The 14,476-nt window shown below is 46.3% G+C and carries 12 protein-coding genes; 11 read left to right on the top strand and 1 reads right to left on the bottom strand.

Features of this window, described 5'->3' with window-relative positions; all coding sequences use genetic code 11:
* Window positions 1–30: 30 nt before the first annotated feature.
* The 11 genes from flgE (at window position 31) to F7Y48_RS03500 (ending at window position 13,845) form a co-directional block, all read left to right on the top strand.
* The gene (gene flgE / locus F7Y48_RS03550) at window positions 31–1,344 is read left to right on the top strand and encodes a flagellar hook protein FlgE (protein WP_005393123.1); all 1,314 of its coding nucleotides are present in this window, start codon (window positions 31–33) and stop codon (window positions 1,342–1,344) included.
* A 289-nt stretch (window positions 1,345–1,633) separates the two neighbouring features.
* On the top strand, window positions 1,634–2,383 hold the full coding sequence (gene flgF, locus F7Y48_RS03545; RefSeq protein WP_005382031.1) for a flagellar basal-body rod protein FlgF: 750 nt from the start codon (window positions 1,634–1,636) through the stop codon (window positions 2,381–2,383).
* A gap of 18 nt (window positions 2,384–2,401) precedes the next feature.
* Window positions 2,402–3,190 (top strand): flagellar basal-body rod protein FlgG, encoded by a 789-nt coding sequence (gene flgG, locus F7Y48_RS03540; protein WP_005382032.1) that lies wholly within the window; start codon window positions 2,402–2,404, stop codon window positions 3,188–3,190.
* Window positions 3,191–3,220: 30 nt separating this feature from the next.
* Window positions 3,221–4,000, top strand: coding sequence for a flagellar basal body L-ring protein FlgH (gene flgH, locus F7Y48_RS03535; protein WP_006743029.1), 780 nt, complete (start codon window positions 3,221–3,223; stop codon window positions 3,998–4,000).
* A gap of 43 nt (window positions 4,001–4,043) precedes the next feature.
* Entirely contained in the window at window positions 4,044–5,135 is a 1,092-nt protein-coding gene (locus F7Y48_RS03530) for a flagellar basal body P-ring protein FlgI (RefSeq protein WP_145532375.1), read from the top strand.
* A gap of 16 nt (window positions 5,136–5,151) precedes the next feature.
* Window positions 5,152–6,078 (top strand): flagellar assembly peptidoglycan hydrolase FlgJ, encoded by a 927-nt coding sequence (gene flgJ, locus F7Y48_RS03525; protein WP_316681820.1) that lies wholly within the window; start codon window positions 5,152–5,154, stop codon window positions 6,076–6,078.
* Window positions 6,079–6,237: 159 nt separating this feature from the next.
* Window positions 6,238–8,178 carry a flagellar hook-associated protein FlgK gene (gene flgK / locus F7Y48_RS03520; RefSeq protein ID WP_316681201.1) on the top strand — a complete coding sequence of 647 codons (1,941 nt, stop codon included), beginning with the start codon at window positions 6,238–6,240 and terminating at the stop codon, window positions 8,176–8,178.
* 13 nt (window positions 8,179–8,191) lie between these two features.
* Window positions 8,192–9,385 (top strand): flagellar hook-associated protein FlgL, encoded by a 1,194-nt coding sequence (gene flgL / locus F7Y48_RS03515; protein WP_005393113.1) that lies wholly within the window; start codon window positions 8,192–8,194, stop codon window positions 9,383–9,385.
* Window positions 9,386–9,808: 423 nt separating this feature from the next.
* A complete protein-coding gene (locus tag F7Y48_RS03510) occupies window positions 9,809–10,963 on the top strand; it encodes a flagellin (protein ID WP_006743025.1) in 1,155 nt (384 codons plus the stop codon).
* A gap of 506 nt (window positions 10,964–11,469) precedes the next feature.
* Window positions 11,470–12,603, top strand: coding sequence for a flagellin (locus F7Y48_RS03505; RefSeq protein ID WP_005393103.1), 1,134 nt, complete (start codon window positions 11,470–11,472; stop codon window positions 12,601–12,603).
* 117 nt (window positions 12,604–12,720) lie between these two features.
* Window positions 12,721–13,845: a flagellin gene (locus tag F7Y48_RS03500; RefSeq protein WP_316681196.1), complete on the top strand. Its 1,125-nt coding sequence runs from the start codon at window positions 12,721–12,723 to the stop codon at window positions 13,843–13,845.
* 80 nt (window positions 13,846–13,925) lie between these two features.
* Here the strand turns inward: F7Y48_RS03500 and crr are convergent, their stop codons facing one another.
* Window positions 13,926–14,435 carry a PTS glucose transporter subunit IIA gene (gene crr, locus F7Y48_RS03495; RefSeq protein WP_005382041.1) on the bottom strand — a complete coding sequence of 170 codons (510 nt, stop codon included), beginning with the start codon at window positions 14,433–14,435 and terminating at the stop codon, window positions 13,926–13,928.
* Between the last annotated feature and the right edge of the window lie 41 nt (window positions 14,436–14,476).

Raw genomic sequence — 14,476 nt, 5'->3', positions numbered from 1 at the left:
TCATAGCTCGCTAGATTAGGAGATTTTGGAATGTCATATGTATCTTTAAGCGGTTTGTCCGCCGCACAACTGGATTTGAACACCACCAGTAACAACATTGCGAACGCCAACACGTACGGCTTTAAAGAGTCCCGTGCTGAGTTTGCTGATGTTTACTCTAACTCTTTATTTACTAACGCAAAAACCACGCCGGGTGGTGGTGCGCAAGCAAGCCAAGTGGCGCAGCAGTTCCATGAAGGCTCAAGCATTTACACCAACAACCCAATGGATCTGCGTGTTTCGGGTACAGGTTTCTTCGCCGTGGCGAAGGAGCGTCTGACTCCACAACAGAATGAACTGACACGTAATGGTGCATTCCATTTAAATAAAGAAAACTACATGGTGACCGCGAACGATGAGTTCTTATTGGGTTACCAAGTGGATCCAAGCTCTGGTGAGGTTTCTTCATACGAGCCACAACCTATCAATATTCCTGCTGAATTTGGTAAGCCAAAGCAAACAGCAAACATTGAAGTGGGCGTGAACTTGCCAGCTAACGGCGATTTGAAAGATCCGACTCAGTTTGATTTTTCAGACCCAGATACATACAACCGTTCAACTTCTTCGACTATTTATGACTCGATGGGTCAGTCTTACAAGCTAACGACGTACTACTTGAAAGATCAGACTCAGCCAAACACGTGGAACACTTACTACACCGTGACAGATAAAGAAGGTGAAAAGCCTTTAAATGTTGCGGCAGGTGATGCACAAACGCCAACAGGCCATGTGGGTCATACCATGAAGTTCAACAACGATGGTACGTTGGCGAGCTTGAACAATGGTCAGCCAATTACGTCTGTGGCACTGGGCGATCCGGCGACGAACACGACACCAGTCGATATGAATGGTGCCGATCCTGCGCAGACGCTTAATTTCGGTTTAGGCTCGGCAACACAGTTTGCTGCTCCGTTCGAACTGACCAAGTTCGATGAAGACGGTGCAACAACGGGCTTCCTAACCAAGGTTGACTTCGATGAAAACGGCAGCGTAATGGGGACTTACTCAAACGGTGAAAACGTCACATTGGGTCGTGTCGCGCTAGTACGTGTTCCAAACGAGCAAGGTCTGGATAAGAAGGGCGGTACGCAATGGGATTCAACTCAGTTCTCTGGTGACAAGATTTGGGGTGAATCTAACAAAGGCTCTTTTGGCACCATCAACAACGGTATGCTGGAACAGTCAAACATTGATATGACGCAGGAGCTGGTGGACCTGATTTCTGCTCAGCGTAACTTCCAAGCAAACTCACGTTCGCTAGAAGTGCACAACCAGCTACAACAAAATATCCTGCAGATCCGATAATCTGCATCATCAAGTTAGGCGAGCTTTCGCCGCTTGGCTTGATAACATCATGACATTCATCTGATGCTTAGCCTGAAAATACCTCAGTTCAGGTTAAGCATGCTTTGATCTCTGATTTGCCGCCGTTGCCGCCATGTGGATCAAAACCTTGCCCCTTGTTGCAGTTTTCTGCCACTGAAACCCCTCTTAATCTTTTGTTTCTTATTTAAATATTTGATAAATAAGCTAATTCCATGTTGGCATAACTATTGCTTTTACTCCGTGTACAGAGAAGTTTTTGGAGTAATTTATGGATCGCGCACTGTTTCTCGCAATGAGTGGGGCCAAGCAAAATATGCAGGCACTACAATTGCGTGCTAATAACTTGGCTAACGTAAGCACGACAGGGTTTCGTGCGGATTTAGCACAGGCTCGCTCAATGCAGGCTTATGGTGAAGGCCATCCTTCACGTGTGTTCAGCATGACAGAGCGTCCAGGGCATAACTTTGCTCAAGGTAGCGTGATTACAACAGGGCGTGATCTGGATGTGACTATTGAAGGCAGCGGCTGGATATCGGTACTCGATCACACGGGTAAAGAAGGGTTGACCCGTAACGGTAACCTAAAAGTCGATCAAAATGGCATGCTTACCAACGCAAGTGGTCATTTGGTGCTGGGTGAAAACGATGCGCCGATTACTTTGCCTATTCCTCTCTCTAAAATTGAAATCGGTCGGGATGGCACCATCTCTGTACTTCCTCAAGGTGCCCCGGCAGAAGAATTCCAAGCGGTTGATCGCATTAAGCTTGTTAAGCCTAATGATCAAAGCTTGTTTAAAGACACCAATGGCTTATTTCGCCATAAAACTCCAAACCAACCTTACGAAGCAGACGCGACTGTTAGCCTCCAGACAGGAGCGATTGAAGGCAGTAACGTGAATGCCGTAGGTGAAATGACCGCATTGATTGACTTACAGCGTCAGTTTGAAATGCAAGTCAAGATGATGAGCACTGCTGAAGAGATGGATAAATCTTCAGATTCACTGCTTCGTATGAGTTAACAGAGTTAGAGGTTCACTATGCATCCAGCACTATGGGTAAGTAAAACAGGTCTAGACGCCCAACAAACCAACATTGCCACGATTTCGAACAACTTGGCGAACGCCTCTACTGTGGGCTACAAAAAGAGCCGTGCGGTATTCGAAGATTTGTTCTATCAGAACATCAACCAGCCTGGCGGCCAATCATCTCAGAACACTGAGCTTCCGAGTGGCTTGATGCTAGGTGCGGGTTCTAAAGTGGTTGCGACGCAAAAAGTGCACACACATGGTAATGCGCAGACAACGACCAACGCACTAGACATGATGGTTGAAGGCGACGGCTTCTTCCAAGTGACATTGCCGGATGGCAACATCGGTTACACCCGTAACGGTCAGTTCACGTTAAATGGTGAAGGCACGTTAGTCACGTCGGGTTCTGGCTACCCTGTAGAACCTGAAATTGTGATTCCAGAAGATGCGATTTCTATCACTGTCGGTACGGATGGTGAAGTATCGGTTCGCGTCCGTGGTCAGCAAGACAACCAAGTCGTTGGTCAGCTAACCATTACAGACTTTGTTAACCCAGGTGGCCTAGAGCCAATTGGCCAGAACCTTTACTTACCAACGGGTGCCAGTGGCGATCCACAAGAAGGTGTTCCTGGTTTGGACGGTTTGGGTGAAATCCGTCAATCCATGCTGGAAGCGTCTAACGTGAATGTAACGGAAGAGTTGGTCAACATGATCGAAGCCCAGCGTGTTTACGAAATGAACTCAAAAGTGATCTCGTCAGTCGATAAGATGATGAGCTTCGTTAACCAGCAGTTATAACGGTTAAGAGCAAGAATTGAGGAGCTCACGATGAAACGTATTTGTCTACTTGCTTTGATTGCCACGATGTCGGGTTGTGCCATGTTAGAGCCGATTGAAACGGATGAAGTGACACAAGCAACGACGGTGGTTGACGCGGTAGAAGGCGATAAATCGAAAGAAGAGAGCAGCGGTATCGTGGATACACTGCGTGGCAGAAGCGATCCGGTTGCGGGTGATCCTGCATGGGCTCCTATTCATCCGAAAAAGAAACCTGAGCATTATGCTGCTGCAACAGGTTCACTGTTTAGCGCCGAGCACATTACCGATCTTTACGACGATTCCAAGCCACGTGGTATTGGCGACATTATTACCGTAACTCTGGATGAGACAACCAGCGCCACGAAAAGCGCCAATGCCGATTTATCGAAAACCAATGAAGCGCAAATGGACCCGCTTCAAGTGGGCGGGGAAGAGCTGCAAATTGGTGGCAAATACAATTTCTCTTATGACTTAAATAACTCAAACTCATTTGCGGGTGACTCCTCTGCTAAGCAGAGTAACAGCATCAGTGGTTACATTACTGTTGAGGTGATTGAAGTTTTGGCAAATGGCAACCTCGTTATCCGTGGAGAAAAATGGATGACGCTTAATACGGGTGATGAGTACATACGTTTAAGCGGCACTATTCGTCCGGATGACATTAGTTTCGACAATACTATTGCATCAAACCGCGTTTCTAACGCAAGAATTCAGTATTCTGGCACCGGTGTACAACAAGATATGCAAGAGCCGGGTTTCTTGGCACGATTCTTTAATGTAGCGCTATAACACGCCGTGCTGACGGCAATTTGACTGCAAGAGATAAGTAAGCATGAAAAAACTCCTTTTAATACTGATGAGCGTTGCTCTGTTTGCTACCGCTGCCCAAGCTGCACGTATCAAAGACGTCGCGCAAGTGGCAGGTGTACGAAGCAACCAACTCGTGGGTTATGGTTTGGTTTCAGGCTTACCTGGCACAGGCGAAGCGAACCCGTTTACGGAGCAAAGTTTCGCCGCTATGCTGCAAAACTTCGGCATTCAGATGCCGCCGGGCACAAAGCCAAAAATTAAAAACGTTGCTGCAGTCATGGTAACGGCAGAGTTGCCGCCTTTCTCTAAACCAGGTCAGCAAGTAGACGTGACAGTCTCTTCCATCGGAAGTGCCAAAAGTTTGCGTGGTGGTACGCTACTGCAAACGTTCCTCAAAGGTCTCGATGGTCAAGTTTACGCGGTTGCTCAAGGTAACTTAGTGGTGAGCGGCTTCAGCGCTGAAGGTGCTGACGGTTCAAAAATCGTAGGTAACAATCCAACCGTTGGTCTTATCTCTAGTGGTGCGACAGTAGAGCGAGAAATTCCAAACCCATTTGGTCGTGGCGATTACATCACGTTCAACTTGCTTGAGTCAGACTTCACAACGGCTCAACGTATGGCGGATGCGGTAAACAACTTCCTTGGCCCACAAATGGCGAGCGCGGTAGACGCGACGTCGGTACGTGTGCGTGCTCCTCGTGACGTCAGCCAGCGTGTGGCGTTCTTATCGGCAATTGAAAACCTAGAATTCGACCCAGCAGATGGCGCAGCCAAAATCATCGTTAACTCTCGCACGGGTACCATCGTAGTTGGTAAACATGTTCGCCTTAAACCTGCTGCGGTAACCCATGGCGGAATGACGGTCGCAATCAAAGAAAACCTGAATGTTAGCCAACCTAACGGCTTTTCTGGTGGGCAAACCGTTGTCGTGCCAGACTCGGATATCGAAGTTAGCGAAGAGCAGGGCAAGATGTTTAAGTTCGAGCCAGGCTTAACGTTGGATGATTTGGTCCGTGCCGTTAACCAAGTCGGCGCAGCGCCGTCGGATTTGATGGCTATCTTGCAAGCATTGAAACAAGCTGGTGCCATTGAAGGCCAGTTGATCATCATTTAATGGTTAGGAGGTAGGTATAATGAACAATCCTAACGACATTGGTTTTATTCATGACATCAGTTCGCTGGATACCCTGCGTCAAAAAGCAGTGAAAGAAGGTAAAGATGGCGAGCAAGAAGCACTGCGTGCAGCGGCTCGTCAGTTCGAATCTATTTTCACCTCCATGATGTTGAAATCCATGCGAGAAGCCAATGAGGGCTTTGAGTCCAACATGATGAACAGCCAGAACGAGAAGTTCTACCGACAAATGCTGGATGAGCAGATGGCGAGTGAGCTCAGTTCGTCTGGTTCAATGGGCTTGGCCGATATGATTGTTAAGCAATTAACTGCTGGGCAAGGTAACGACAAGAGTGAAACGGCAATGCGTGATGCGGCAAATAATGCCGTGGAATATCGTCGTGTTGACCCGAAAAAAGCGCGTGAGATTGAACAGCGCTTGATTGAATCTGGTCAGCTATCTCGACCAAGCAATGAACCAACTCGATTCGATTCGCCAGAATCTTTTGTCAACTCGATGAAGCCATACGCGGAGAAAGCCGCGAAAGCCCTAGGTGTCGAGCCATCTCTGCTACTTGCGCAAGCGGCTTTGGAAACCGGGTGGGGACAAAAGGTCGTGAAGAACGAGCGTGGCAGCAGCAACAACTTATTTAACATCAAAGCAGATCGAAGTTGGCAGGGTGACAAAGTGACGACTCAAACGCTAGAGTTCCACGATAATACGCCAGTGAAAGAGACGGCAGCGTTTCGCGCCTACTCAAATTACGAAGACAGCTTTAATGACTTTGTGCGCTTTTTAAATGACAACCCACGTTACGAGACGGCATTGCAACAGCGAGGGAATTCAGAGTCGTTCATTCGCGGCATCCACAGCGCGGGTTACGCGACCGATCCGAATTATGCAGACAAAGTCCTGCAGGTGAAGCAGAAAATCGAAAGTATGTAATTTACTCTTCGCCAGTTCATGTTGTTTTCGAAGGCTTGCCACAGTGCAAGCCTTTACTTTTTCTGAATATTCACACCTCTATTTTATTTGGCACACCTTTTGCTTTGATGTGTCTAGGTGATCGGTTTTGCCGATTTTATTTCGTTTTTGGGGGCATGTATGGCGTCAGATCTTCTGAATGTAGGTACTCAAAGTGTGCTTACTGCTCAGAGACAATTAAACACCACTGGTCATAACATTTCTAATGTTAATACAGAGGGTTATAGCCGCCAGTCTGTTATCCAAGGTACGAATGATCCGCGCATGTTTGGTGGTTCTACCTACGGCATGGGTGTGCATGTGGAAAATGTTCGCCGCTCGTGGGATCAGTTTGCCGTGAATGAACTGAACTTGTCGTCAACCAACAATGCCAACAAAACGGATACCCAAGACAATCTTGATATGCTCTCTAGCATGTTGAGCTCAGTTGCATCGAAGAAAATTCCAGAGAACTTGAACGAGTGGTTCGATGCGGTCAAAACCATGGCAGATACCCCGAACGATTTGGGGGCACGGAAAGTGGTATTGGAAAAGGCGAAAATCTTCTCTGATACATTAAATGACTTCCATGAAACCGTGCGATTGCAATCTGATGTGACCAATAAAAAATTGGATATGGGCATTGAACGCGTGAACCAACTTGCGTTGGAAATCCGCGATGTGCATCGGTTAATGATGCGCACACCCGGTCCACACAATGATTTGATGGACCAGCATGAAAAGCTGGTTACTGAGCTATCTGAGTACACCAAAGTAACCGTAACCCCACGCAAAAATGCGGAAGGGTTTAATGTTCACATCGGCAATGGACACACGCTAGTTTCGGGCACGGAAGCGAGCCAGCTCAAAATGATTGACGGCTATCCTGATGTTCACCAAAGACGATTAGCAATGGTGGAAGGAGATGGCATTAAAGCGATCAAGTCTGACGACATGGATGGCAAAATCGGTGCCTTGCTTGAAATGCGCGACAAACACATTCCACAACTTCAGGATGAAATGGGCCGTTTAGCGACGGGATTTTCCTACAAAATTAATCAGCTGCAATCTCAAGGTCTGGATCTTAACGGTAAGATAGGTAAAGACGTATTTACCGACGTGAACTCTGAGCTGGTGGCAAAATCTCGAGTTTTTGCTGCGCCTGACTCTCAGGCTGATGTTGCGGTTTACATTGATGATATCTCAGCGATCAAAGGTGGCGAATATTCGCTACGTTATGATGGCGACCAGTATAGCGTGACAACACCGAAAGGTGAGCAAATGTCGTTGAACATTGATCAATCGGATTCTTCGTTTGTTCTGGATGGTATGAAAGTGCAAATTGGTGAAGGTCTTGTCGCTGGTGAGCGCGTATTGTTGCGCCCAACACGAAGTGGCGCAGCCATCATCAAGATGGAAACCAATGATGCAAAAGCCATTGCCGCGCAAAGTTATGAAGCTTCAACCACTTTTGCTCAAGGTAATGCCAAGTTCAAAATTCGTGAGGCGGGAGATGTCAAAGAATTTGAGGTCACCGTACAACCAGCCGACGAGAAACATGATAAGCCATGGTTAAAGATCACGGACAACAAAGGCAATTTGCTATCGGACAAATACTCATACCCGCTAGACAAAGATAACCCGATGATTGAAATCTCAGTGCCGAAAAGTCATCCGCTGTATAAAAACGGCGATGCGACTGTATTTGAGCTGAGCGAAGGTGCGCTGATGAATGACAAGTTCACCGCTAACTTGGTGCCTTCGGAAGGTGGTAATGGCAACTTGAGAAAAATGCAGAAGATCCAAACAGATAAGATGATGGACGGAAAATCCAGTACTTTGATTGATGTTTATCACAACCTCAATACCGAAGTCGGATTGAAATCTTCTACAGCAAACCGATTAGCCTCTGTCGCTCGCTTAGAACATGAGGCGGCACAAGAGCGCGTTGCTTCTATCTCTGGCGTTAACCTCGATGAAGAAGCGGCCAACATGATGAAGTTTCAACAAGCGTACATGGCTTCATCACGTGTGATGCAAGCGGCGAATGATACCTTCAATACCATTTTACAACTGAGGTAAGGAGAAGAGATAAGTGCTAACCCGAATTTCTAGTTTCCATAACTATCAGTCCGTACAAAATGATTTGCGTCGTCAAGAGAATAAGGTTCACCATAACCAAGAGCAACTTGCTTCAGGGAAAAAGTTACTGAAACCTAGCGACGATCCCCTTGCGTCGCATTACATTCAAAATATTAGTCAGCAACAAGAACAGCTACAACAATATCTTAGCTCGATAGTGTTGGTGCGTAATCGTCTAGAAAACCACGAAGTTAATATCGCCAATGCGGAGAATTTTGCCGACGAGTCGAAGCGTTTAACGATGGAGATGATTAACGGTGCGTTTTCTGCGGAAGACCGACAAGCAAAGAAGCGTGAGCTAGAAGAGATTGCGAACAACTTCCTTAACTTAGTGAACTCGCAAGATGAATCTGGTAACTACGTGTTTGCTGGCACTAAGCCAAAAAGCCAACCATTCTATCGCGATAAAGACGGTAGTGTTCAGTACGCTGGAGACGATTACCAGCGCAAAATGAAAGTCTCCAGCATGCTTGAGATGCCAATGAACGATCCTGGCAGCAAGCTGTTTATGGAGATACCAAACCCATTTGGCGACTATCAGCCGAATTACGATCTACAAAACGGTTCTGAGTTGCTATTAAACAGAGCCACTAACGTTGATACGAAGGATGATGCCGCGTATCGCGTGACATTTGTCGATATGAACAACGGCAAATTTGGTTACCAACTAGAGCGTAACGGTAAAGTCGTGGATGCCGATGAGTTTTCTCCAGAAAAAGGCATTGAGTACAAAGGCCTGAAAGTGCACGTAAAAGGTCAAATTACGCCTGGCGATAGCATCGAGATCGAAAAGCGGGCAGAGTTCAGCATTTTCGATACCTTCAAGGATGCAATGGCGTGGTCAGATAAATCGGTGTCGGATACGTCGGCGACCGCCAAATTGCACCAAATGACAGAAGAATTTCACGCTGCTTTTATCCATTTGAATAAAGCGCGTACTGATGCGGGCGCTCGATTGAGCACGCTCGATATCCAAGAGCAAAACCACGAAGACTTTAATTTGTCTCTGGCGAAAGCGAAGAGCAACTTTGAGGATTTGGATTACTCTAAAGCCGTTATCGAGTTCAGTGAAAACTCACGAGCGTTACAGGCATCGCAACAAGCATTCGGTAAGACCAAAGATCTAACGTTGTTTAACTATATTTAGTCTGACTTAAGACACACTGTCTGATTTTTGATGCCTTATGTGCAAAGCCTTAAGTGCGATAAATCGACGTAAATTGAGAGTCATGCTATGCGGCACGATTTTACCCAAAGCGGCAATGACGCAAGAGGCAAGTCGGGCGGCAACAAAGTAGCGGTCAATATCCATGAAGCAAGATGAGCCTCATTATCCGGAAATGGTTTAGTGATAACGCTAACTTATTGTTTATGTGCTTCTTTTAAAGGCGGTGAAATAAATTTTATAAGTTGGCACACAAATTGTATTGAAAATATCAGAACAGATTTAGAGATTCTAAACCCTGCGTTTAAGGCAGATTTAGCAAGTAATTTTTACGGTCAGTGCTTATCCAAATGAGAGTAAAGCTGGCCGCTTCGCAAAAGCTTGCGAACTCAAAAGGAGAGCAAAATGGCTGTAACAGTTAGTACTAACGTCTCCGCGATGACCGCGCAGCGTTACCTAAACAAAGCGACTGACGAATTAAATACGTCGATGGAGCGCTTATCTTCAGGACATAAGATTAACAGTGCAAAAGATGATGCGGCAGGTCTACAGATCTCTAACCGCTTAACTGCACAGTCTCGTGGTCTAGATGTCGCAATGCGTAACGCGAACGATGGTATCTCGATTGCACAAACCGCTGAAGGTGCGATGAATGAGGCAACATCTGTCATGCAACGTATGCGTGACCTTGCTATTCAATCATCGAACGGTACTAACTCTCCGGCTGAGCGTCAGGCGATCAACGAAGAGTCAATGGCATTGATTGACGAGCTAAACCGTATCGCAGAAACCACGTCATTCGGTGGCCGTCGTCTATTGAACGGCTCATTCGGTGAAGCGGCATTCCAGATTGGTGCGAGCTCAGGTGAAGCAATGATTATGGGGCTAACCAGCATTCGTGCGGACGATACTCGCATGGGCGGTGTGACCTTCTTATCGGAAAACGGTAAAGATAAAGATTGGGGCGTTGACCCAGCTAAATCGGATCTAAAAATCACTTTGCCAGGTATGGGTGAAGACGAAGACGGCAATGTCGATGATCTAGAAATCAACATTAATGCAAAAGCAGGTGACGACATCGAAGAGCTTGCAACGTACATTAATGGTCAGTCTGATATGATCAACGCGTCTGTAAGTGAAGATGGCAAGTTACAAGTTTTTGTTGCACATCCAAACGTTCAGGGTGAAATTTCAATTTCGGGTGGATTGGCGTCTGAGCTTGGTTTGAGCGATGAACCTCTTAGAACATCAGTACAAGATATTGATATGACAACCGTACAAGGTTCTCAAAACGCTATCTCTGTGCTGGATTCGGCACTGAAATACGTGGATTCACAACGTGCGGATCTGGGTGCGAAGCAAAACCGTCTGAGTCACAGCATCAACAACTTGGCAAACATCCAAGAAAACGTTGACGCGTCGAACAGCCGAATTAAAGACACGGACTTTGCGAAAGAAACCACGCAAATGACCAAAGCACAAATTTTGCAACAAGCAGGTACATCGATTCTTGCTCAAGCGAAACAGTTGCCAAACTCCGCAATGTCACTATTGCAGTAGTTTACTTAGCCTGTACTCAATACATTCAGACGTGGATGGGAATGCAGGCTTTTGGCAAGCAACTTTATAATAGAATGAGCGGCTCTCTCATCTCTCACCTGCCAATCATTTTCAATGTAAAGTTGCACTCGGTATGCCGGAAATGTGTTCATTTCTCTTGATCTCCACATAGGCTCTGGCGACCAACCTAGCCCCAGTTCTCTCAAAGGAAAAGGGGCTTTTTCTTTTCTAATTCTCACGTCTATCGTCTGCGAACTTACCTTCAATTGTTTCCTTTTGCTGATTTTCTATACAATTTGGCCCACTCGGCTCGATTTGTGGAAACTTGAGCACTTTTTCTTACTTTTCTTCAATTTTTTTAGCCAAATCTCGCAATGTTATTTTTTTAAAATTTTTTCTAAAGCTTCTGAATTTGGTGTCGTTAATAGGGGTAACTTTGAGAGAACTACTTGGTTTTCCGAGACGTCGGAAACCGCTATACCGGAAAATCAATTGGAGAAATCACCATGGCAGTGAATGTAAACACTAACGTATCAGCGATGACGGCTCAGCGTTACCTAAACAACGCAAACTCAGCTCAACAAACCTCTATGGAGCGTTTGTCTTCGGGGTTCAAAATCAACAGCGCAAAAGATGACGCTGCGGGTCTACAAATCTCGAACCGTTTGAACGTACAAAGCCGTGGCCTGGATGTGGCGGTTCGCAACGCGAACGACGGTATCTCAATTGCACAAACCGCTGAAGGTGCAATGAACGAGACCACTAACATTCTTCAACGTATGCGTGACTTGTCTCTACAATCAGCAAACGGCTCAAACTCGAAATCAGAGCGTGTGGCGATTCAAGAAGAAGTGACCGCGCTAAACGACGAACTAAACCGTATCGCAGAAACCACGTCTTTCGGTGGTAACAAGCTACTAAACGGCACACACGGTGCGAAATCGTTCCAAATCGGTGCGGATAACGGTGAAGCAGTGATGCTTGAGCTAAAAGACATGCGTTCAGACAACAAAATGATGGGCGGTGTGAGCTACCAAGCTGAAAGTGGTAAAGGTAAAGACTGGAACGTTGCTGAAGGTAAGAACGACCTAAAAATCAACCTAACGGACAGCTACGGTCAAGAGCAAGAAATCAACATCAGCGCAAAAGCGGGTGATGATATCGAAGAGCTTGCGACTTACATTAACGGTCAAACTGACCTAGTGAAAGCCTCAGTGGACCAAGACGGTAAACTGCAAATCTTTGCTGGCAACAACAAAGTCGAAGGCGAAGTCGAGTTTTCAGGCGGCCTATCTGGCGAGCTAGGTTTGGGCGAAGGTAAAAAAGTAACGGTAGATACTATCGACGTAACCTCAGTTGGTGGCGCACAAGAATCTGTGGCTATCATCGATGCGGCACTGAAATACGTAGACAGCCACCGCGCAGAGCTGGGTGCATTCCAGAACCGTTTCAACCATGCAATCAGTAACTTGGATAACATCAACGAGAACGTGAACGCGTCGAAGAGCCGTATCAAAGATACTGACTTCGCGAAAGAAACGACTCAAATGACCAAGTCACAAATTCTATCGCAAGCGTCAAGCTCAATCCTTGCGCAAGCGAAACAAGCGCCAAACTCAGCGCTAAGTCTGCTAGGTTAATCACCTTAATAAGACAAGATACAAAAGCCAGGCTCATCCCTGGCTTTTTTGCTTATCGGCTATAACGATTTAGATGCGTCCCAACAGGATGTTCGACAAGGCACTCATATCGATTAGATGGTCTCTTTAAATACCAATGTTGCCGCGATGGTGGCGCAGAGACACCTGAGTCAAGCGGCAGCGCAAAACGTCGAGTCACAACGGAACCTCACTTCTGGTTTTCGAATTAACTCGGCGAGTGATGATGCGGCAGGTTTACAGATATCCAATACTCTCCATGTGCAAACGAGAGGGCTTGATGTCGCCTTAAGAAATGCGCACGATGCTTATTCGGTCGCGCAAACCGCGGAAGGCGCGTTACATGAGAGCAGTGATATTTTGCAACGTTTACGCTCTCTAGGGCTTCAAGCGGCAAATGGTAGTAACGATACCAGTGACCGACAAAGCATCCAATACGAGGTCGTAGCGCTGCAGGATGAGCTTGATCGTGTCGCGATCACAACGACATTTGCGGATAAAAACCTGTTTGATGGATCTTACGGTTCACAAAGTTTCCATATTGGAGCGAACGCTAACTCAATCTCTTTGACGTTACGTAATATGCGTAGCCATATCCCAGAGATGGGAGGGCAGCATTATGTTGGTGATGCGGTCGATAAAGATTGGCGAGTCACTAAAGATAACCAAACTCTAAAAGTCGAATACCAAGACAGTAAAGGGCAAACCCAAACGGAATCCATTGGGCTCAAATTGGGTGATCGCATAGAACAGGTCGCCACTTACATCAATGCTCAACAATCGCTAGTGAGTGCCTCAGTAACGGAAAATAATGAGCTGCAATTCTTTGCCTCTACGATGATTGCGCCAGAGGGCGTGCATCTAGAAGGCAGTTTAGCGGATGAGCTTGATATAAGCACCGGTCAATCAGTCACAATGGATGACATCGATATGTCGACGGCTGGTAAGGCGCAGTTTTCAATTGGGGTGATTGATGCAGCAATTAAGTACGTTGATTCGCACCGAAGTGAAATTGGCAGCTTTCAGAACCGTGTAAATGGTTCGGTGTATAACTTAAATACCGTGAATCGGAGTGTTACGGAATCCAAGAGTCGAATAAGAGATACAGACTTCGCAAGAGAATCTACGGAAATGGTGCGTTCTCAAGTGCTCCAAGATGCGACAACTGCGTTATTGGCTCAGGCAAAACAAAGGCCGAGTTCGGCACTTGGTCTACTCAGTTGAATCTGGTAAGAAAGCATAAACTTCAGGTAATAAAAAACGCTGCCAATGGCAGCGTTTTTTCGTGTTCGGCTAAGTAAAAATTACTTAGTTACACGTAGAACTGGAGTTTCACCAACAGTCACAGAACCAGAAAGCTTGTTCAGCTCTTTGATTTCGTCCATGTTAGAGATAACAACTGGAGTTAGCGTTGACTTCGCTTTCTCTTCTAGAAGAGCTAGATCGAATTCAATTACAGTGTCGCCAGCTTTAACAGTTTGACCTTCTTCAGCGATACGCGTGAAGCCTTCGCCTTTTAGTTCAACTGTGTCGATACCGAAGTGAACGAAAAGCTCAACACCGTCGTCAGACTCGATAGAGAATGCGTGGTTAGTTTCGAAGATCTTACCGATAGTACCGTTTACAGGAGCTACCATTTTGTTGCCTGCTGGCTTGATAGCAATACCGTCACCAACGATTTTCTCAGCGAAAACAACATCTGGCACGTCTTCGATGTTTACAATCTCACCAGAAAGTGGCGCGATGATTTCGATAGCACCAGCGTCAGCGCTGTCATCAGATACAAGCTTCTTAAGTTTGTCAAACAGACCCATTGTGTCATGCTCCTAAGGTTTGGTTTTATTCTGTCGAATTA

Source organism: Vibrio sp. 2-1-2a, assembly GCF_032648565.1.
Classification (GTDB): Bacteria; Pseudomonadota; Gammaproteobacteria; order Enterobacterales; family Vibrionaceae; genus Vibrio; species Vibrio diabolicus.
This window is presented reverse-complemented; position numbering and strand designations above follow the sequence as displayed.

What these genes read in the sequence shown, in the direction of transcription:
- flgG (WP_005382032.1), top strand. Translation starts at nt 2,402, where the DNA reads ATGCATCCAGCACTATGGGTAAGTAAAACAGGTCTAGACGCCCAACAA.
- F7Y48_RS03530 (WP_145532375.1), top strand. Translation starts at nt 4,044, where the DNA reads ATGAAAAAACTCCTTTTAATACTGATGAGCGTTGCTCTGTTTGCTACC.
- flgE (WP_005393123.1), top strand. Translation starts at nt 31, where the DNA reads ATGTCATATGTATCTTTAAGCGGTTTGTCCGCCGCACAACTGGATTTG.
- crr (WP_005382041.1), bottom strand. Translation starts at nt 14,435, where the DNA reads ATGGGTCTGTTTGACAAACTTAAGAAGCTTGTATCTGATGACAGCGCT.
- flgH (WP_006743029.1), top strand. Translation starts at nt 3,221, where the DNA reads ATGAAACGTATTTGTCTACTTGCTTTGATTGCCACGATGTCGGGTTGT.
- F7Y48_RS03505 (WP_005393103.1), top strand. Translation starts at nt 11,470, where the DNA reads ATGGCAGTGAATGTAAACACTAACGTATCAGCGATGACGGCTCAGCGT.
- flgF (WP_005382031.1), top strand. Translation starts at nt 1,634, where the DNA reads ATGGATCGCGCACTGTTTCTCGCAATGAGTGGGGCCAAGCAAAATATG.
- F7Y48_RS03500 (WP_316681196.1), top strand. Translation starts at nt 12,721, where the DNA reads ATGGTCTCTTTAAATACCAATGTTGCCGCGATGGTGGCGCAGAGACAC.
- F7Y48_RS03510 (WP_006743025.1), top strand. Translation starts at nt 9,809, where the DNA reads ATGGCTGTAACAGTTAGTACTAACGTCTCCGCGATGACCGCGCAGCGT.
- flgK (WP_316681201.1), top strand. Translation starts at nt 6,238, where the DNA reads ATGGCGTCAGATCTTCTGAATGTAGGTACTCAAAGTGTGCTTACTGCT.